Annotated in this window: 17 protein-coding genes; 6 read left to right on the top strand and 11 right to left on the bottom strand. The window is 63.3% G+C overall.

Features of this window, described 5'->3' with window-relative positions; all coding sequences use genetic code 11:
* Positions 1–105 precede the first annotated feature (105 nt).
* Positions 106–2,496, bottom strand: coding sequence for a sensor domain-containing diguanylate cyclase (locus ACQKPZ_RS17770; RefSeq protein ID WP_427540535.1), 2,391 nt, complete (start codon positions 2,494–2,496; stop codon positions 106–108).
* Between the two features lie 94 nt (positions 2,497–2,590).
* Positions 2,591–4,783 carry a bifunctional 23S rRNA (guanine(2069)-N(7))-methyltransferase RlmK/23S rRNA (guanine(2445)-N(2))-methyltransferase RlmL gene (rlmKL, locus tag ACQKPZ_RS17765; RefSeq protein WP_403201166.1) on the bottom strand — a complete coding sequence of 731 codons (2,193 nt, stop codon included), beginning with the start codon at positions 4,781–4,783 and terminating at the stop codon, positions 2,591–2,593.
* Positions 4,784–5,345: 562 nt separating this feature from the next.
* On the opposite strand from rlmKL, the gene rmf reads away from it, so the two are divergent.
* Positions 5,346–5,561, top strand: a complete 216-nt coding sequence (gene rmf, locus ACQKPZ_RS17760) for a ribosome modulation factor (protein WP_003248687.1) — start codon at positions 5,346–5,348, stop codon at positions 5,559–5,561.
* 97 nt (positions 5,562–5,658) lie between these two features.
* Here the strand turns inward: rmf and ACQKPZ_RS17755 are convergent, their stop codons facing one another.
* Complete coding sequence (locus ACQKPZ_RS17755; RefSeq protein WP_427540532.1) at positions 5,659–6,684, bottom strand: quinone-dependent dihydroorotate dehydrogenase; 1,026 nt, start codon at positions 6,682–6,684, stop codon at positions 5,659–5,661.
* Positions 6,685–6,828: 144 nt separating this feature from the next.
* Here ACQKPZ_RS17755 and ACQKPZ_RS17750 point away from each other — a divergent pair, with 144 nt between their 5' ends.
* From ACQKPZ_RS17750 to cobA, 5 genes are all read left to right on the top strand, one after another.
* Positions 6,829–8,043, top strand: a complete 1,215-nt coding sequence (locus tag ACQKPZ_RS17750; protein WP_427540529.1) for a CmpA/NrtA family ABC transporter substrate-binding protein — start codon at positions 6,829–6,831, stop codon at positions 8,041–8,043.
* An 11-nt stretch (positions 8,044–8,054) separates the two neighbouring features.
* Complete coding sequence (locus ACQKPZ_RS17745; RefSeq protein ID WP_427540526.1) at positions 8,055–8,630, top strand: ANTAR domain-containing response regulator; 576 nt, start codon at positions 8,055–8,057, stop codon at positions 8,628–8,630.
* A 298-nt stretch (positions 8,631–8,928) separates the two neighbouring features.
* Positions 8,929–10,140, top strand: a complete 1,212-nt coding sequence (locus ACQKPZ_RS17740) for a nitrate/nitrite transporter (RefSeq protein WP_427540522.1) — start codon at positions 8,929–8,931, stop codon at positions 10,138–10,140.
* Between the two features lie 9 nt (positions 10,141–10,149).
* Positions 10,150–11,820 carry a protein kinase domain-containing protein gene (locus ACQKPZ_RS17735; protein ID WP_427540519.1) on the top strand — a complete coding sequence of 557 codons (1,671 nt, stop codon included), beginning with the start codon at positions 10,150–10,152 and terminating at the stop codon, positions 11,818–11,820.
* Positions 11,821–11,847: 27 nt separating this feature from the next.
* The gene (gene cobA, locus ACQKPZ_RS17730; protein ID WP_427540517.1) at positions 11,848–12,588 is read left to right on the top strand and encodes a uroporphyrinogen-III C-methyltransferase; all 741 of its coding nucleotides are present in this window, start codon (positions 11,848–11,850) and stop codon (positions 12,586–12,588) included.
* Between the two features lie 228 nt (positions 12,589–12,816).
* On the opposite strand, the gene ACQKPZ_RS17725 is transcribed toward cobA, so the two are convergent.
* The 8 genes from ACQKPZ_RS17725 to ACQKPZ_RS17690 all read right to left on the bottom strand — a co-directional run.
* Positions 12,817–13,851 carry an OmpA family protein gene (locus tag ACQKPZ_RS17725; RefSeq protein ID WP_391136308.1) on the bottom strand — a complete coding sequence of 345 codons (1,035 nt, stop codon included), beginning with the start codon at positions 13,849–13,851 and terminating at the stop codon, positions 12,817–12,819.
* A gap of 111 nt (positions 13,852–13,962) precedes the next feature.
* Positions 13,963–14,529 carry an RNA polymerase sigma factor SigX gene (gene sigX / locus ACQKPZ_RS17720; protein WP_346643868.1) on the bottom strand — a complete coding sequence of 189 codons (567 nt, stop codon included), beginning with the start codon at positions 14,527–14,529 and terminating at the stop codon, positions 13,963–13,965.
* Positions 14,530–14,642: 113 nt separating this feature from the next.
* A complete protein-coding gene (locus ACQKPZ_RS17715) occupies positions 14,643–15,467 on the bottom strand; it encodes a mechanosensitive ion channel family protein (RefSeq protein WP_427540514.1) in 825 nt (274 codons plus the stop codon).
* A gap of 2 nt (positions 15,468–15,469) precedes the next feature.
* Positions 15,470–15,742: a hypothetical protein gene (locus ACQKPZ_RS17710; RefSeq protein ID WP_051098885.1), complete on the bottom strand. Its 273-nt coding sequence runs from the start codon at positions 15,740–15,742 to the stop codon at positions 15,470–15,472.
* 87 nt (positions 15,743–15,829) lie between these two features.
* Positions 15,830–16,825 carry a zinc transporter ZntB gene (locus ACQKPZ_RS17705; RefSeq protein WP_427540511.1) on the bottom strand — a complete coding sequence of 332 codons (996 nt, stop codon included), beginning with the start codon at positions 16,823–16,825 and terminating at the stop codon, positions 15,830–15,832.
* A 27-nt stretch (positions 16,826–16,852) separates the two neighbouring features.
* Positions 16,853–17,344, bottom strand: a complete 492-nt coding sequence (gene rraA / locus ACQKPZ_RS17700) for a ribonuclease E activity regulator RraA (protein WP_003248652.1) — start codon at positions 17,342–17,344, stop codon at positions 16,853–16,855.
* 219 nt (positions 17,345–17,563) lie between these two features.
* Positions 17,564–18,556, bottom strand: coding sequence for an alpha/beta fold hydrolase (locus ACQKPZ_RS17695; RefSeq protein ID WP_427540508.1), 993 nt, complete (start codon positions 18,554–18,556; stop codon positions 17,564–17,566).
* Positions 18,557–18,658: 102 nt separating this feature from the next.
* Positions 18,659–18,859, bottom strand: a 201-nt coding sequence (locus tag ACQKPZ_RS17690) for a putative PEP-binding protein (RefSeq protein ID WP_427540505.1), incomplete at its 5' end; no start/stop codon positions are given.

Here is an 18,859-nt window from a genome sequence, read left to right as displayed (position 1 = left end):
CGAAAGGGCCGCACAGCGGCCCCTCGATTTCAGCAAGTTCGCAGAAATTTCCGGGGCTGCGTTGCAGCCCTTTCGCGACACAAGGCCGCTCCTACAAAGACCGCGTCAGGCCGACTCCCCTTCCACCCGGTCGCGCCCGGCCTGTTTGGCTGCATACACCCCCGCATCCGCCCGCAACAGCAAGGCATCGGCCCCCTCTCCCGGCCGCCACCCCGCCACACCAAAGCTTGCAGTCACCCTGCCCACGCCCTCCACCGGCACATTGCGCACCCCTTGCCACAGTTCCAGCGCCAGCAACCGTGCCTGCTCGGCATCGCTGCCCGGGCACAGCACCATGAACTCCTCCCCGCCCAGCCTGCAGAACACGTCGGTACGCCGCAAGCGCTGGCCAATGCGCTGGCACAGGCTGCGCAGCACCCGGTCGCCCACGGCATGGCCGAAGCGGTCGTTGATACCTTTGAAGTGGTCAATGTCGAGCATGATCACGGCCAACGCCATGCCGTCGCGCTGGGCCCGTTCCAGTTCGGCCTTGAGCCGATCCTGGAAGTAGCGACGGTTATGGATGCCGGTCAACGCGTCGGTCACCGACAGCGCCCGCAACTCTTCCTCCACGCCCTTGAGGTCGGAGATATCTGTCAGGTAGCCATGCCACAAGGTACAGCCCTGCTCCCCCACCTCCGGCGTCGCTTCGCCACGCACCCAGCGCAGGCCAGCACGTGGCAGGCACACCCGGTACTCCTCACGCCAGGGTGCCAGGTGCTCGGCCGAGTAACGCACCGACCGGCGTACGCGGTCCAGGTCATCGGGGTGGATACGCTCGAACACCAGCGTGGCATCTTCGCGCAACTGCTGCAGGTCGACTTCGTAGATGTCGTACAGGCCTTTGCTGGCATAGGGGAAGCACGAATGGCCATTGCCATCCAGGCGGTACTGATAGATACCACCAGGCACTTCGGCACTGAGCTTTTCCAGCAGCCGGTCGCGCGCTGCCAGCGCCTCGTGCACCCGTCGCCGCTCGGTGACATCGATGCAAATCGCCAGGTAACCGACCCACAAGCCCTGTTCGTCGAGCATGGCAGTGACCAGCATGTTGGCTACCAACTGGCTGCCATCGGCGCGCAACAAGGTCCACTCACCCGGCTCAGCGCCATGCTCCTGCACGGTTTCAGCGAACATGGCCTGGCCACCGGCAATCGGGCGACCGTAACGCAGGCTCAGTGCATGGGCGCGCAGGCTCAGCTCCTCGGGCAACACCAGGTCTTCCAGGCGCAGCCGGTCGATGGCCTTGCTGGCCGGGTAACCGAGCATGCGCTCGGCGCCGGCATTGAAGGTGCTGACCACGCCCTTGAGGTTGGTGGCGATGATGGCAACCTGGGTCGCGGCATCCAGTACGCTGCGCAACTGGTTGTGAGTGCCGCGCAGCGACTGCTCGCTGACCCGCAACTCGGCGGTGCGCTGCTCGACCAAGGCCAGTGCGCGCTGGCGCTGACTGAACAGGTTGTAGAGCAAGGCACTGAGCAGCAGGCTGAGCAAGCCGCCCAGCAGGCCGACCGCCAGCACTGCCGAAGAGCGGTTGGCCTGCACGAAGGCCTGGCTCGGCAGGATGCTCAACTGGAAGTGGTGGTCAGCCAGGTGCAACAGTTGGTTGCTGGACAGCGACAAGGGGGCGACCTGGTTCTGCGAGTCGAACAACACTTGCGGCCCTTGCGACCCGGATGGATCGACAATCCGCACCACCAGGTTGTCATCCGCCACCACTGGCCGCCCATCGCTGACCAGTTCGCGCATGCTCAACAAGGCCACGACATAGCCCGCTGCTGCGCCATGCGGGTTGGCATCGGAAAACACGGGCGCCACCAGCAGCAGACCACGCGCATACGAAGGAATGTCGTAGAGGGGCAAGGGTTCGGACACCGCCATGCTACCAGGCCCGAGTGCCCGGGCCAGGGCGGCCTGTGGCTCACCCTGGCCGGCAAGGTCCAGCCCATAGGGCAGCCCCGGCATTTCACCGGACTGGGTATACAACACGGGGAAATAATGGTCGCGCAGCGGCGCAGGACGCCACTGGCCTTGTGCATCCTGGTCACGGATTACATAGCCCGGGCCGGAATGCTCACGGGCATGCCGCTCGAATTCAGCGCGTTGCGCGGCTTCGACACGCGGTGCCCAAGCGTAGGCCAGGGTGCGTTGCAGCAAGGGCCGGGCGTAACCGTCAAACTCGTGCGGGGTCACCTCATTGGAAAAACTGAAGAACCGCCGCAGCCCGTCCAGGCGCTGCTGCTGTTCATCAAAGCGCTCGGCAATACGGCTGAAACGTTCGCCGGCCAGTAACTCGAAACGCTGGCGCAATTGCTGCTTGTACAAGGTCTGCGCGGCAAGGGCCAGGGCGGCCGTCAACAGGCCGCCCAACACCAACGCCACCAGCGCCACCGCCCAGGCGGACACCGCTTCTGTGCACAGGCCAAGTAACCGCGCACGCACGCCACACTTTGACATACACCCATCTCGTCACGTCAGCGTCCTGCGGATTATCTTGCCCTGTCCTCATTTATAGCTATTGGCCATCAGCCGCGCAACGTACCTCGTCGGCTCAACGCAGCTGCAGGCGCCAGGCCCGGTGAATGCGATTGTTTCGGGCAAAGTCCGGGTCCAACGTCTGGGCAGTGATTTCCTCTACCGCGTAACGCGCCGCCAGGTGCTCATCCAGCTGGAACTTGCGGAAGTTGTTGGAGAAGTACAGCACACCACCTGGCGCCAGGCGGGCCATGGCCAAGTCCAGCAACTGTACGTGGTCACGCTGCACGTCAAACACGCCCTCCATGCGCTTGGAGTTGGAGAAGGTTGGCGGGTCGATGAAGATCAGGTCATAGCTGTCGCGGTTGCCTTCCAGCCAAGCCATCACATCGCCCTGCTCCAGGCGGTTGCGCTCGGAGAAACCATTGAGCGCCAGGTTACGCCGCGCCCAGTCCAGGTAGGTTTTCGACAGGTCGACACTGGTAGTGCTGCGCGCGCCACCCTTGGCCGCATGCACCGAGGCCGTGGCGGTGTAGCAGAACAGGTTGAGGAAGCGCTTGCCGGCAGCCTCGCGCTGGATGCGCATGCGCATCGGGCGATGGTCGAGGAACAGCCCGGTGTCGAGGTAGTCGGTAAGGTTGACCAGCAGCTTGACGCCGCCTTCGTTCACCTCCTGGAAACGGCCCTCGGTAGCCTGGCGCTCGTACTGGCGCGTGCCGCTCTGGCGCTCGCGGCGTTTGAGCACCACGCGCTGCGGCGAAATGCCCAGTGCCTGAGGGATGGCCGCCAGCGCATCGAGCAGGCGCGATTGGGCCTTGTCCGGGTCGATCGAACGTGGCGCGGCGTACTCCTGCACATGCACCCAATCGTGGTACAGATCAACCGCCAAGGCATACTCGGGCATGTCAGCGTCGTACAGGCGGTAGCAATCAACGTGCTCGCGGCGGGCCCACTTGCCCAGTTGCTTGAGGTTTTTCTGCAGGCGGTTGGCAAACATCTGCGCCCCTTCCGACAGGCGCGCCTGTTCAATGGCTACAGGCGCCTGCTCGCGGACTTCGGCGTTGTCAGCTTGCGCTTCGCGGCGCTCGCCAGTGACGAACTGGTCAGGCTGCACCTTGAACAACAGCAGCTTGCACGGCAAGGCGCCGTTCCAGAACGCGTACTGCTTGTGGCTACGGATACCCATGCGCTTGCCCAGCTGCGGCGCGCCGGTGAACACCGCTGCCTCCCAGCCCATGCAGGCCTGGCGCAGACGTTCGCCGAGGTTCTGGTAGAGGTACAGCAGGCTGGCTTCGTCACCCAGGCGCTCGCCGTAAGGCGGGTTACTGATGACCAGGCCTTTCTGGTTCTGGTCCGGGCGCGGCTCGAAGGTGCTGACTTCACCCTGGTAGATCTTCACCCACTCGCTCAGGCCGGCACGCTCGACGTTGTTGCGGCCCGGCTGGATCAGCCGTGGGTCGGCCTCGTAGCCGCGGATCCACAGTGGTGGCTTGGCCAGGCCGGCTTGTGCCCGCGCCTGCGCCTCGTCGTGCACCTTGCGCCACAGCGCCGGCACATGGCCGAGCCAGGCAGTGAACCCCCAACGCTCACGCTTGAGGTTGGGCGCGATATCGGCAGCGATCATTGCAGCTTCAACCAGGAAGGTACCAACACCGCACATCGGGTCGGCCAGTGCCCCACCTTCGGCGGCAATACGCGGCCAGCCCGAGCGGATCAGCACCGCTGCTGCCAGGTTTTCCTTCAGGGGCGCAGCACCTTGCTGCAGGCGGTAGCCACGCTGGTGCAGGCTGTGCCCGGACAGATCGAGCGAAAGAATGGCCTCGCCACGGTCCAGGCGCAGGTGCACACGCACGTCAGGGTCGATTTTTTCCACCGACGGGCGCAGGCCTTCGCGGTTGCGCAGCTTGTCGACGATCGCATCCTTGACCTTCAGCGCACCAAAGTGGGTGTTGTCGATACCCGAGCCATGGCCACTGAACTCCACCGCCAAGGTGCCATCGGCTGCCAGGTGGTCGGCCCAATCGACTGCGTTCACACCGTCGTAGAGGTCGTCTGCGTTCTTCATGGAGAAGCGCTTGAGCACCAGCAGCACCCGGTTGGCCAATCGCGACCATACGCACAGGCGGTAAGCGGTTTCCATGTCGGCGACGCCGCGAAGGGCCGAGGTGTGCTCACGCACTTCCTCAAGGCCAAGGCCCTTGGCCTCTTCGGCAAGCAGGCCTTCAAGGCCTTTGGGGCAGGTGAGGTAGAGTTCGAAACGGTCCGACATGAGTATTCCAGAGCCTTTGGCTATTTGACTGACGGGGCGACGCATCACCCCGCGATGTTTGCCCGCATGCCTTTCCAGCAGGCATGCAGGTGGCCTTTCGAAGCACATGAGCGTGCCGTGAAAAGCCAGGCCGCCTGACCGATCCATGCCTGGCCAAGTGGCAAAGACAGCTTAGATCATCAGGCAGTACAAAAAATTCTGGCGATGCCCGGGGCGATGTGACCCTTCGTCGCATTTCAACTTATTTCTGTCATGCGCGAGCAACGCTGGCGAAATGACGTCAATGATCAGCAAACCCCGATCATACCGGGCCAAACCTCAAACAAGGTTGAGTCGCATTCATTTACTTATCCCCCTCACCCTAGGAAAGGTTACGTGCTTATGACAAATCGATCATTCACAGCGTGACTCGCATTCGTTAGAACTGGTCTCAGGCCGCTTCGCAACGAGGCGGCACCTTCAGCCCGCCACGCCGGCAGCGGGCGCAAACCGGCAGAAAGACTCTGCCCGGCCTCGGAGAGGCCGACGGGACATTACAGTCAACAAGTGAGGGCAACACCCTATGAGAAGACTTAAGCGTGATCCGTTGGAAAGAGCATATTCACGTGGCTACCAATACGGGGTCACCGGCAAATCCCGCGAACTTTGCCCGTTCAATCTTCCTTCTGTTCGCCAAGCCTGGATCAACGGCTGGCGCGAAGGTCGCGGTGATAACTGGGACGGAATGACTGGCACCGCTGGCATCCATAGACTCAACGAAAATCACGCCGTTGGCTGATCGAGGACACTGAATTCGATTTACCATGCACGCCCCATCCGGGCGGCGGGCGAAGGCCCAGGGGCCCCTTGATGGGGCCCTTTTTTTTGCCTGCCGATTATACCCGTGGCATTGCAGCGATAGCGTCCACCGCTTCGCGGATCAACGCCGGCCCCTTGTAGATGAAGCCCGAATAGATCTGTACCAGGCTCGCACCGGCAGCGATCTTTTCGGCAGCATGGCGGCCTTCGGTAATGCCACCGGCGGCGATGATCGGCAACTTGCCACCCAGCTCACCCGCCAGCACCTTGACGATGTGGGTGCTCTTCTCCAGCACCGGCGCACCCGACAGCCCGCCCGCCTCACCGCCATACGGCAGCCCTTCGACACCTTCACGGCCCAGTGTGGTGTTGGTAGCGATGACCGCATCCATGCCCGACTCCATCAGTGCAGCGGCTACCAGTGCGGTTTCTTCATCGCTCATGTCCGGGGCGATCTTGATCGCCAGCGGTACGCGCTTGCCATGGGTGGTTGCCAACTGCTCACGGCGCACGGCCAGGGCGTCGAGCAATTGCTTGAGCGAATCGCCGAACTGCAAGCTGCGCAGGCCGGGGGTATTCGGCGAGCTGACGTTGACGGTGATGTAGCTGGCGGCTGTGTAGACCTTGTCCAGGCAGATCAGGTAGTCATCGACGGCGCGCTCGACCGGGGTGTCGAAGTTCTTGCCGATATTGATGCCCAGCACGCCGTTGTAGCGCGCAGCACGTACACGGTCGAGCAGGTGATCGACGCCCAGGTTGTTGAAGCCCATGCGGTTGATGATGGCCGAGGCTTGCGGCAGGCGGAACAGCCGTGGCTTTGGGTTGCCCGGCTGCGGGCGCGGGGTGACGGTGCCGATCTCGACAAAACCGAAGCCCAGCTGGGCAAAGCCGTCGATGGCCGCGCCGTTCTTGTCCAGGCCAGCGGCCAGGCCTACCGGGTTGGCGAAGTTCAAGCCCATGACCGAAACCGGCAATGCCGCCGGCTGCTTGCACAGCACGCCGTTGAGGCCAAGGCGGCCACCGGCACCGATCAGGTCCAGGGACAGGTCATGGGAGGTTTCCGGAGAAAGCTTGAACAGCAGCTGGCGGGCCAGGGTATACATGGGCGGGCAAGGCTCGGGGTGAGTGAGGGGGCGATTATAGCCACCGTGGCGCTGGCAGGACAGCAAATCATGGGCCACTGCTGCCCTGGCACATCGGTTGCACCGGTTTGGCTCACAGCCTTATCAGTACCGGCGAGGAACCTTGTGAACACTGTACCCCGAGCAACCCCCCTGGCCTGGGTCAATGGCAGCGACGCGCCAGAAAAGCCAAGCCTGAACATCGGCTATATGGCCCTGACCGACTGCGCTTCGGTGGTGGTCGCCGCCACCCAGGGCTTCGCCCAGCAACACGGCCTTACCCTCAACCTCAAGCGCCAAGGTTCGTGGGCCGGGCTGCGCGACAAGCTGGTCAGCGGCGAGCTGGATGCCGCGCACTGCCTGTATGGCCTGGTCTACGCCGTGCACCTGGGCATCGGTGGCGTACCGGCCAGCGACATGGCGGTGCTCATGGGGCTGAACCAGAACGCCCAGGCCATCAACCTTTCCCCAGCCTTGCAGCGCAGAGGCGTGACCAACCCTGAAGCATTGGCGCGGCTGGTGCACCAGCACGGCGCACGCCTGACCTTCGCCCAGACCTTTCCAACCGGCACCCACGCCATGTGGCTGTATTACTGGCTTGCCAGCCAGGGCATCCACCCGCTGCGCGATGTGGACAGCGTGGTGGTACCGCCTGCCCAGATGGCCGCGCATGTCCAGGCCGGGCGTATCGACGGCTTTTGCGTAGGTGAGCCGTGGGCCGCCGATGCCGTGGCCAATGGCCAAGGCTTCACCCTGGCCACCAGCCAGTCGATCTGGCCGGACCACCCGGAAAAGGTCCTGGCCTGTGCCCGAGCCTTCGCCGAGCAATACCCCAACAGCGCCCGCGCCCTGATCAAGGCAATCCTCGCCGCCAGCAGGTTCATCGAACAAAACCCGGAAAACCGCCGCAGCACCGCGCAGCTGCTCAGCGGCAGCGCCTACCTGGACGCGCCGCTGGAAAGCATCGAACCACGCCTGGTCGGCAACTATCAGGATGGCCTGGGTAACCACTGGCAAGACCCGCACGCCCTGCGCTTGTTCGACATGGGCCGGGCCAACCTGCCGTACCTGTCCGACGGCATGTGGTTCATGACCCAGTTCCGCCGCTGGGGCCTGCTGCGCGAAGACCCCGACTACCTCGGCATTGCCCGCCAGGTACAACAGCTGGCGTTGTACAGCGAAGCGGCGCAGAGCCTTGGCGTAGCGTGCCCTGCACTGCCGATGCGCAGCAGCCTGTTGATCGACGGCACCCGCTGGGACGGCAGCGATCCCTACGGCTATGCCCGCAGCTTCAGCCTGCATGCCCTGGGCGATTTGCCCGATGCCCGTGTCGGCGCGTGAGGGGGACGACCATGTTGCGCATCCTGCTGATCGACGATACCCAGCACAAACTCGGCCGCCTGAAGGCCGCCCTGATCGAGGCCGGCTTCGAGGTCACCGAAGCCCCAGGCCTGACCATCGACCTGCCGGCCTGCGTCGAAACGGTGCACCCGGACGTGGTGCTGATCGACACTGACTCACCAGACCGCGATGTGATGGAGCAGGTAGTCCTGGTCAGCCGTGACCAGCCGCGGCCGATCGTGCTGTTCACCGACGAACACGACCCCGGGGTGATGCGCCAGGCGATCCAGGCGGGTGTTAGCGCCTATATCGTCGAAGGCATCCATGCCGCCCGGCTGCAGCCGATCCTGGACGTCGCCATGGCCCGCTTCGAAAGTGACCAGGCGCTGAAGGCGCAGCTGGTGGCGCGCGACCAGCAGCTGGCCGAGCGCAAGCGTATTGAACAGGCCAAGGGTTTGCTGATGAAGATGAAAGACTGCAACGAGGAACAGGCCTACACCCTGATGCGCCGCCAGGCCATGAGCCGGCAGCAGAAGCTGATCCAGGTAGCCGAACAGATCATCGCCATGCACGAGATGCTCGGTTAACTGCGCACGCGATCCCTGAGCGGCCTTGCGTCGCGATGGGCTGCGCAGCAGCCCCGACAATCTGCGCTGCGAAGCTGAAAATTGGGGCTGCTGCGCAGCCCATCGCGACACAAGGCCGCTCCTACAAGGGACCGCGTCACATATGAAAGTTGGCCCATCTCTTGCTGAACAATCAGCTCCGGTAGCCAACGGCGGTTGCCCCACTTAAATCCCGACAAAGACGTCGCTCTCCCCTGCACAACCGTGGAGTGGGTAGCGGCGTTTTTTCGTTCCGTTGCATTGCCGAGTGAGGTGTTCGATGAGTACCAGCTTCTGGAAATCCGGGCATGTGCCCACGCTGTTCGCCGCGTTCCTGTACTTCGACCTCAGCTTCATGGTCTGGTACCTGCTGGGCCCGCTGGCGGTGCAGATTGCCGCCGACCTGCAACTGAGTGCACAACAACGGGGCCTGATGGTGGCCATGCCGATCCTGGCCGGGGCGATCCTGCGCTTTGCCATGGGCGTGCTGGTCGACCGCCTGTCACCCAAGACCGCTGGCCTGATTGGCCAGGTCATCGTGATTGTCGCCCTGGCGGCCGCCTGGCACCTGGGCGTGCACAGCTATGAACAGGCGCTGCTGCTGGGTGTGTTCCTCGGCTTTGCCGGTGCTTCGTTTGCCGTATCGCTGCCGCTGGCTTCGCAGTGGTACCCGCCGCAGCACCAGGGCAAGGCCATGGGCATCGCCGGTGCCGGCAATTCCGGCACCGTGTTCGCCGCCCTGCTTGCCCCGGCACTGGCCGCCGGCTTTGGCTGGAACAACGTGTTCGGCTTTGCGCTGATTCCGCTTTCACTTGCACTGGTGGTATTCGCCCTGCTGGCGCGCAATGCCCCGCAGCGCCCCAAAGCGAAAGCCATGGCCGACTACCTCAAGGCCCTCGGTGACCGCGACAGCTGGTGGTTCATGTTCTTCTACAGCGTCACCTTCGGCGGCTTTATCGGTCTGGCCAGCGCCCTGCCCGGCTACTTCAGCGACCAATACGGCCTGAACCCGGTCACCGCAGGCTACTACACAGCCGCCTGCGTGTTCGCCGGCAGCCTGATGCGCCCGATCGGTGGCGGCCTGGCCGACCGCTTCGGCGGCATCCGCACCCTGCTGGGCATGTACAGCGTGGCCGCCATCTGCATCGCTGCGGTGGGCTTCAACCTGCCATCTGCCGCTGCCGCACTGGCGCTGTTCGTCAGTGCCATGCTGGGGCTGGGCGCCGGCAATGGCGCGGTATTCCAACTGGTACCACAACGCTTCCGCCAGGAGATCGGCGTGATGACCGGCCTTATCGGCATGGCCGGCGGCATCGGTGGCTTCCTGCTGGCGGCCGGGCTTGGCACCATCAAGCAGCACACCGGTGACTACCAGCTGGGGCTGTGGTTGTTCGCCAGCCTGGGCCTGCTGGCCTGGTTCGGCCTGCATGGCGTGAAGCAGCGCTGGCGCACCACCTGGGGCTCGGCAGCGGTTACCGCTGCACGAGTCTGAGGCACACCCATGAGCCTGCAACTGAGCTTTGCCCAGGCCAGCGCCACCGGGCCACGCGAGGAAAACCAGGATGCCCTGCGCCTGGTTACCCCAGCGCCGGAGCTCGCCGCCAGCAAGGGCTACCTGTTCGCCCTTGCCGACGGCGTCAGCCAATGCGCCGATGGTGGCCTGGCTGCACGGGCCAGCTTGCAGGCACTGGCCCTGGACTACTACGCCACCCCCGCCACCTGGAGCGTGGCCCAGGCCCTCGACCGCCTGCTGCTGGCACAGAACCGCTGGCTGCGTGCCCAGGGCAGCGGCCAGCCGTTGTTGACCACCCTCAGCGCATTGGTGCTGCGGGGCAAGCGCTTCACCCTGGCGCATGTCGGTGACTGTCGGGTGTACCGCTGGCACGCCGGGCATCTGCAGTGCCTGAGCGAAGACCATGTATGGGATCAACCGGGCATGCAGCATGTGCTGAAACGCGCATTGGGCCTGGACCAGCACCTGCTGGTGGATTACCTGGAGGGCGAACTGAAGCCGGGCGAGTGCTACCTGCTGCTCAGCGACGGTGTCTGGGCCAGCCTGGGCGACCAGCACATCCAGGCAGTGCTGCGCGAACACACCGACTTGCAACAGGCCGTCGACACGCTGGTTGCCAGCGCGCACCTCAATGGCAGCCAGGACAACGCCAGTGCCTTGCTGGTGCAAGTCGAACAGCTGGGCACCGCCAACCTGGGCGATACCCTGGCGCAATTGCAGCAGTGGCCGGTGCCCGGCGCGCTGCGCGACGGGCAACTGATTGATGACTGGCGGGCCGAAAGCCTGCTTTCACAAAGCCGCCAGTCACTGCTGTACCGGGTGCGCGACAGCCAGGGCCAACCCTGGCTGCTCAAGACCTTGCCTGCCGAACGCGGGCAAGCACCCGGGGCTGCGCAAGCGCTGTTGCTCGAAGAGTGGTTCCTGCGCCGGGTTGCGGGCCGGCACTTCCCCGAGCTGCATGCGGCCAGCCAGCGGCAACACTTGTACTACGTGATGCGCGAATGTGCCGGGCAAAACCTTGCGGTGCTGCTGGCCGAACAGGGGCCGTTGCCCCTGCCACAGTGGCTGGAAATGGCACGGCAGCTGCTGCAGGCGGTCGGCGTGCTGCACCGGCGCAACCTGCTGCACCGCGACATCAAGCCAGAAAACCTGCACCTGGGCAGCGATGGCCAACTGCGCCTGCTGGATTTCGGCCTGGCTTACTGCCCCGGCCTTTCCGAAGACCCGCTGCACGAGGTGCCCGGCACGCCCTCATACATTGCCCCGGAAGCGTTCGATGGCCAACCGCCCAGCCCGCGCCAGGATCTGTACGCCGTGGGCGTGACGCTATACCACTTGCTGACCGGGCACTACCCGTATGGCGAGGTGGAAGCCTTCCAGCGCCCGCGCTTCGGCCAACCGGTCAACGCCGCCCGCTACCGCCCCGACCTGCCGGAATGGCTGCAGCACAACCTGCAGCAAGCGGTGGCCGCCGACCCGGCACAACGCTTCGAAACCGCAGAGCACTGGCTACTGCTGCTCGAACGCGGCGACCGTCAGGAACTGCCCGGCCGGCCCCGCCCCTTGCTGGAACGCGAGCCGCTGAAGGTGTGGCGCACCCTGGCCCTGCTGTCCTTGCTGCTCAACCTGATTCTCCTGCTCAGCCTGCTCAAGGGCTGAGCGCACCCTGCCAATGAGGAATACCTGATGAATGCAAAAGTGTGGCTGGTAGGTGCAGGCCCCGGCGACCCCGAACTGCTCACCCTCAAGGCCGTGCGTGCTTTGCAGCAAGCGGAAGTGGTGATGATCGATGACCTGGTCAACCCGGCGGTGCTGGAGCATTGCCCGCAGGCCCGGGTGATTGCCGTGGGCAAGCGTGGCGGCTGCCGCTCCACGCCGCAGGCGTTCATCCAGCGCCTGATGTTGCGCCATGCCCGGCAAGGGCGTTGCGTGGTACGGCTAAAGGGTGGCGACCCGTGCATTTTCGGCCGTGGTGGTGAAGAGGCACTGTGGCTGCAGGGTCACGGCATCGAGGTGGAAGTGGTCAACGGGATCACCGCTGGCCTGGCTGGCGCCACGCAATGCGGGATTTCCCTGACCTCACGCGGTGTGAGCCGGGGCGTGACGCTGGTCACCGCGCATACCCAGGACGACAGTGAGCTGAACTGGGCGGCATTGGTTCAGGGCGGGACGACGCTGGTGGTGTACATGGGCGTGGCACGGCTGGAGCAGGTGCGCCAGGGGTTGCTGGACGGGGGTATGGCACCAGGGATGCCGGTGGCGATGATCGAGAATGCCTCGTTGCCTGAGCAGCGAGAGTGCAGAAGCGATGTGGGGGGGATGGTGAAGGATGCGCGGGGGTTTGGCTTGCGTAGCCCGGCGATATTGGTGATTGGTGAGGTGGTTGGGGAGCAGGTGGTTCAAAGCCTGCGTGCAGTAGCCAGTTGAAATGCAGCTTTTGTAGGAGCGGCCTTGTGTCGCGAAAGGGCTGCGTAGCAGCCCCAGTATTTCAGCACAGCTGCAAGAATTGCTGGGCCTGCTACGCAGCCCTTTCGCGACACAAGGCCGCTCCTACAAGTGATCGCGCCAGATGGCAAAGAGCCAGCATCGGCGACACAAATCCCAGGCAAAGAAAAACCCGGCCGAGGCCGGGTTTTTCATGAAACATCAGGCCAATTACTTGGACTGAGCTTCAACCTGAGCTTCAACGCGACGGTTGACAGCACGGCCTTCTTCGGTGGCGTTGTCGGCAACCGGACGGGTTTCGCCGTAGCCAACCGATTCAACACGGCTGGATTCTACGCCGTACTGGTTGGTCAGCACTTGCTTGACGGCATTGGCACGACGCTCGGACAGCTTCTGGTTGTAAGCGTCTGGACCCACGGAGTCAGTGTGACCTTCAACCACGGTGGTGGTTTGTGGGTACTGCTTCATGAAGTCAGCCAGGTTCTTGATGTCGCCGTAGCTGTTTGGCTTGACGACCGACTTGTCGAAGTCGAACTTGACGTCCAGCTCAACGCGAACGACTTCGGCAACAGCCGGGCAGCCGTCGGCGTCAACGGTAACGTTGGCCGGGGTGTCTGGGCACTTGTCGACGTTGTCGCACACGCCGTCGTTGTCGGAGTCGGAGCAGACTTCAGCAACTGGAGCTGGAGCGGCTTCGGCTTGCTTCGGGCTACCGCCGAAGTTCAGGCCAACACCAACGCTTGGAGCCCACTCGGTGTCGCCCTGGTCGATGTTGTACTGAGCTTCAACGCCGGCACGGGCGTAGAACATGTCGGTGATGTACCACTTGGCGCCAGCGCCAACGTTGGCGAAGGTGGAGTGGTCACGACCGCCACGGCCGGTCTGGCCCAGCGACTGGTGCGAGAAACCAGCGGAAACGTACGGACGGATGGCGTCGTACGGGTTGTTGAAGTGGTAAACGGCGTCCAGGGCGGTGTTCGAGCCCTTGATGTTCTTGCCGTCTTCGCCACGAGCGTTGTGCACTTCGTCGTAGCCCAGACGCAGTTCAACGTCATCGGTCAGGAAGTAACCGATCGAGCCGCCGAACAGGTTGCCGTCGTTCTTGAAGTCGCGCTGGCTGTCGAAGAATTCTTTCTTGTAGAAAACTTCGGTCTCGACGGCGCCTTGACCTTGTGCCATAGCGCCAATCGAAGTGGCAGCTACGAGCGAACCAATGGCCAAGCCCAAGGTGTTTTTCAATTTCATCCGTTAAATCCCCATCTGGTGATAGTTAAGCAGTCCCACCACAAACACGGGGGACAACTCGACGGCAAGTCTAGCAGAACTCGCCGATTCGTTAGAGATATTTGCTCGCCACTAAGTTTCATCAAGGCCGGCAAATTTCTCACGAAGCTTGTCTAGCGCACGCTTGTAGCGCATTTTCGTTGCGCTCAGGCCCATGTGCATGATGTCGGCAATTTCCTGAAATTCCAGCTCTGCGACAAAACGCAGCACCAGGATTTCCCGGTCTATCGGGTTCACATGCACCAGCCATTTGTCCAGCCCGCCTTTTTCTTCCGGCTTCGGTGTCTTGTCTTCGGACGCCTCTTCAACAGGGTCCAGACTCAAGGCATCCATCAACCGGCGTTTACGGCGCTCCTTGCGGTACTGGGTAATGCACTCGTTGTAGGTGATGCTGTAGAGCCAGGTCTTGAACTTGGATTTACCCTCGAAGTTCTTCAGGCCGTACAGCACTTTCAGCATCACTTCCTGACAGACATCGTCCGCGTCCCGGTCGTTCCCCAGATAACGCGCACAGACGTTGAACAGGGTCCGCTGGTAGCGCCGCATGAGCTCCTCATAGGCGCGGGTAACGTGGTACAGCTCCTCATGCGAACGCGCCACCAACTCTTCGTCGGTGAGCTCGCGGGGGTCATAACGCATGGGCGGCGAATGAACTTTATTCAAAACGGATCTGGCCGACAGTCAGGTCAATGTCGCCGCGCGACCCCGTGGGTCGAATTTCGCGGCGGCATACATTAACAGCTTTTGTGCGGTTAGCGGCTATTGACACGCTGCTCAAGCAGTTCGCGATTGGACAGCGACACCAGTTCGCCATCATCGGTCAGCAGCGTTGTCTTGACCGTGCCGATTTCCTCGATTTGGCCTTCGACCTCTCCAATCCGCACGTGCTGGCCCACCTGGTAAAGCTCGCGCACGTAAATGCCGGCCAGGATCTGCCCGGCAATTTCACGGCTGCCAAGGCCCATGGCCAAGGCAACAGCCAGACCAACGGTAATCAGCCCGATGACGATCACGTGGTTCAGCAGGTCGGTTTTCACCTCGAGCTGGCTGATGGCCACCGAAATGCTGATGATGATCACCAGCCCTTGGGTAATCCGCCCGAGGCCTGCCGAATACTCAAGCCCGATGCCTTCGGCGGCGCCGCGCACAAGGCCGTTGGCCACCTGTGCCAGCAGCACACCGGCCAGCAGCACCAAGGCCGCGCCAAACACCTTGGGCAGGTAGAGGGCGAGCATGTCGAGGGTAGCCGAAACCCGCTCCAGGCCCAGCGACTCAGCGGCCGAGACAAGGAAGATGAGTAGCACGAACCAGTAGACAATCTTGCCGATCAGGGTCGAGATCGGCACCTGGATGCCGACCCGGCCAAGCATCTTGGTGAGACCTGTGCCGGCCATCAGGCGGTCCAGGCCAAACTTGGCCAGCACCTTGGACAGCAGCGTATCGAGCAGCTTGGCCACCACGAAACCGAGCAGCACCACGACCAGCGCGCCGAACAGGTTGGGGATGAAGTTCGCTACCTTGGTCCAGAGCGCGGTCATCGCGGTGACCAGGCTCTGGGTCCAGAGATCGAGTTCCATAATCAATCGGCCTTATCTGCTTTGCTGCCACTGGCAGCGTTGCGGGAAGAGTGTCGACGCACCGGCGCGACATGCGCCGAGCCATTGTTGACGGCGATCAGCAGCGCCTGGCTCCAGCGGCCAAGCAGGCTGAACAGATCACCCGCGCCCACCTGACGGTTGGCGGTTTTCAGCACGCGACCCAGGCAGGCAGCGTCATCCCGGTCGTCCCGGTCATTGCCGGAGGGTGATGCCTTGAGCAGGTCGCGCAGGGATTCTTCAAACGGATCGTGCATGGGCACCTCGCGCAGTGTCAGCAAGAGACGAGATGGTCGGGCAACGGGTCACACATCCTGTTGGGACGAATGTTTCAAAATTTTCACCTAAACCCATCGCAACCGCCGGAACAGCCACCACTGCCCCACCGCCAGCCCCAGCACGACGATGCAGGCGAACAGGAAGCCCAACGGGTTATCCGCCCCCGGAATGCCGCCGACATTGATGCCCAGCAGCCCGGTGATGAAGCTCATGGGCAGAAAGATGCAGGTGATGATGCCAAAGCGGTACATGGTACGGTTCATCCGCTCGCTACGCCGCCGGTCTTCGCTTTCCAGCACCAGTGCTGCCCGCTCGCGGGTCAGTTCCAGCTCTTCGAGGTAGCGAATCAGGCTGTTGTTCAGCTCGTTCCAGTAATCGGCGTCGGCATCGGCAAACCAGCTCCATTTACTGCGTGACAGCTGGGCGTAGATTTCCCGCTGTGGGGCCAGGAAACGGCGCAGGCCGGCGGCACGACGGCGGATCTGCTGCAAGCTGCCGTGCTCCGGGGTATACCGTTCGTCGGATTCGACCTTTTCTTCTTCCAGGTCAACCAGTTCAGACAGGTCGCTGACCAGGCCCTGCACCTTCTCGGTCAACAGTTCGCCCATCAGCAGCAACAGCTCGGAGGCTGACTTGGGGCCCCTGCCCTGTTCCAGCTGCTGGAGAATCTCGTCACTGGCGCGCAACGGCCGCAAGCGCAACGAGATAACCCGCTGCGCCTGGGCGAAAATGCGTACCGAAACCATGTCTTCGGGCTCGGCGCCCGGGTTGAGGTTGACCCCGCGCAGGAACAGCAACAGCTGTTCGTCTGCCATGGGCAGCAGGCGGGGCCGGGTGTTTTCCTCCAGCAGCAACTCGCAGGCGAACTCGCTCAGGCCACTGTCACGCAGCAGCCAGGTGCGGGTTTGCGGATGGCTTCGATCCCAGTGCAGCCAAAGGCTTTGCTGCGGTTGCAACTGCAGGTCGTCCAGTTCGGTACGGGCAATCGAGCGTGCGCCGCCTTTACCATCGAGCACCAGGGCATGCACCAGCCCCCACTGCGCGTTGTCTTCCTCGAACATCAAAGCTCCATCAGCGCGTGCGGCGCATCACTCCGGCATTTTCAGCGGGCTTGGCGAGACCAGCACGCCATTGTTGTCGGCATACACGTACTCACCCGGGCGGAAGGTCACCCCGGCGAAGGTCACCACCACGTTGAGGTCGCCGATGCCGCGCTTGTCGGTCTTCATCGGATGGCTGGCCAGGGCCTGCACGCCGACGTCGGTCTGGATCAGCACATCGACGTCACGCACGCAGCCGTAGATCACCAGGCCTTCCCAGCCGTTTTTAGCGGCCTTTTCGGCAAGCATGTCGCCCAGCAGCGCACGGCGTAGCGAACCACCGCCATCGACCACCAGCACCTTGCCCTTGCCATCGAGCTCGACCTGCTCCTTGACCAGCGAGTTGTCCTCGAAGCACTTGATGGTGACGATCTGGCCGCCGAACGAATCACGGCCGCCGAAATTGCTGAACATCGGTTCCAGCACCTGGACCAGGTCCGGGTAGGCGTCACACAGGTCGGGCGTTACGTAATGCTGCATGGGAAGCTCCTGTCAGTCACAACGAAAGCGGGTATCGGCCAAGGCTACACCTTGGAGGCTGTCGCAGTCATCCGGGACCGGGCAGTCATTTGTGTTTAGCCTGGGCCGGCCTCTTCGCGGGTAAACCCGCTCCCACAGGGATTTCACGGCACATAAGCCTTGTGATATCCCTGTGGGAGCGGGCGCGCCCGCGAAAGGGCCGGTACTGCCAAAACAAAGTCAGCTGGCTGGCAAAGGCTCTACAGCCACCGTAGATTCATGCACCGGCAGCAGCGGATTACGCAGCCAACGCTCCACCAACGGCCACACCTGCACCTGCGCAGCCTTGCTCACCAGCATGTCGACGTGCCCGAAAGCGTCGAAGCCCTCCTCACGCCCCAGCCGCAGGAACTGCTTGCGCTCGCCGCCCAACTGCTCGAACAGCTTGCGGCAGGCCCACACCGGGTCCTGGAAGTCCCCCGCGCCGGCCACCGCCAGCAGCGGCACGTCCACCTCTGCCAGCCCCGCCCACCAGTCGTTCTGCTTGTCGCCAAAGCGCCCGAACAATCCATGCCAGCGCATGCTCTCCAGCGCCAGGCCAATCGGCTCATCCTCAGGACCCCGCTTGAAGCGCGGCCCGGATATCTGCCCCCAGCGCTTGAGCACCAGCTTTGCGCCCCACACCAGCGGCGGTACCTTCAACGGCCAGTACACGCGGCTGATCTGGGTGCCGAACAGCGCCACACTGGCCACCTGGTCGGCAGCCAGATAACCACCCCCCAGCGCCGCCGCGAGCGTGGTGCCGCCCAGCGAATGGCCAATCCAGTGCGGCGCCTGGCCCGACTGTTCGCGCACGAACGCAGCAATCAGCGGCAGGTCATCACGGGCATACGCGGCCACACTGTTGTGCTGCCAGGCGTGGTTGCGCGGCGACAGGCCGTGGCCGCGCATTTCCGGGATCCACACGTCAAAACCGGCACGGGCGAGGTAGGCACCCAGGCCTACCCCTTTGGGCGAATACCAGAAACGCCGGTTGGAAAAACTGCCGTGCAGAAGAATGACCGGCACACCATGGGCACGGCCCTGATCGGCCATCCCCAAACGGGTGATGGCCAGCTCGACGCTGGGGTCAGGGCCGTTGCCAGCCTTGATCCGGTACACGTCTTCGCTGAGGTCACCGCGGCGCTCGGCACTGAGCAAGGCCACGGGGAATAGAATGCTGCTGCTTTGCATAAGGTTGCTTGGTGCACAAAAAAGGGCGGGAACCATCACTGGAACACGCCCTGGAAAAAACCAGGCGGGGGTACGCCAGACGTACCCCCGCGTTTTACTGCGTCAGGCTGCGCCCTGGCCCTCGGCCAGGAAGAACCAGGTTTCGAGTACCGAGTCCGGGTTCAGCGACACGCTCTCGATGCCTTGCTCCATCAGCCACTTGGCCAGGTCCGGGTGGTCCGATGGGCCCTGGCCGCAAATGCCGATGTACTTGCCGGCCTTGTTGCACGCGGCAATGGCGTTGGCCAGCAGCTTTTTCACCGC

It is taken from the genome of Pseudomonas sp. NPDC089547 (assembly GCF_050280665.1).
Lineage (GTDB): Bacteria > Pseudomonadota > Gammaproteobacteria > Pseudomonadales > Pseudomonadaceae > Aquipseudomonas.
This window is presented reverse-complemented; position numbering and strand designations above follow the sequence as displayed.

Bases quoted from the DNA above. Each gene is read 5' to 3' on its own strand.
- ACQKPZ_RS17770 (WP_427540535.1), bottom strand. From the start codon at position 2,496: ATGTCAAAGTGTGGCGTGCGTGCGCGGTTACTTGGCCTGTGCACAGAA.
- rlmKL (WP_403201166.1), bottom strand. From the start codon at position 4,783: ATGTCGGACCGTTTCGAACTCTACCTCACCTGCCCCAAAGGCCTTGAA.
- rmf (WP_003248687.1), top strand. From the start codon at position 5,346: ATGAGAAGACTTAAGCGTGATCCGTTGGAAAGAGCATATTCACGTGGC.
- ACQKPZ_RS17755 (WP_427540532.1), bottom strand. From the start codon at position 6,684: ATGTATACCCTGGCCCGCCAGCTGCTGTTCAAGCTTTCTCCGGAAACC.
- ACQKPZ_RS17745 (WP_427540526.1), top strand. From the start codon at position 8,055: ATGTTGCGCATCCTGCTGATCGACGATACCCAGCACAAACTCGGCCGC.
- ACQKPZ_RS17740 (WP_427540522.1), top strand. From the start codon at position 8,929: ATGAGTACCAGCTTCTGGAAATCCGGGCATGTGCCCACGCTGTTCGCC.
- ACQKPZ_RS17735 (WP_427540519.1), top strand. From the start codon at position 10,150: ATGAGCCTGCAACTGAGCTTTGCCCAGGCCAGCGCCACCGGGCCACGC.
- cobA (WP_427540517.1), top strand. From the start codon at position 11,848: ATGAATGCAAAAGTGTGGCTGGTAGGTGCAGGCCCCGGCGACCCCGAA.
- ACQKPZ_RS17725 (WP_391136308.1), bottom strand. From the start codon at position 13,851: ATGAAATTGAAAAACACCTTGGGCTTGGCCATTGGTTCGCTCGTAGCT.
- sigX (WP_346643868.1), bottom strand. From the start codon at position 14,529: ATGCGTTATGACCCCCGCGAGCTCACCGACGAAGAGTTGGTGGCGCGT.
- ACQKPZ_RS17715 (WP_427540514.1), bottom strand. From the start codon at position 15,467: ATGGAACTCGATCTCTGGACCCAGAGCCTGGTCACCGCGATGACCGCG.
- ACQKPZ_RS17710 (WP_051098885.1), bottom strand. From the start codon at position 15,742: ATGCACGATCCGTTTGAAGAATCCCTGCGCGACCTGCTCAAGGCATCA.
- ACQKPZ_RS17705 (WP_427540511.1), bottom strand. From the start codon at position 16,825: ATGTTCGAGGAAGACAACGCGCAGTGGGGGCTGGTGCATGCCCTGGTG.
- rraA (WP_003248652.1), bottom strand. From the start codon at position 17,344: ATGCAGCATTACGTAACGCCCGACCTGTGTGACGCCTACCCGGACCTG.
- ACQKPZ_RS17695 (WP_427540508.1), bottom strand. From the start codon at position 18,556: ATGCAAAGCAGCAGCATTCTATTCCCCGTGGCCTTGCTCAGTGCCGAG.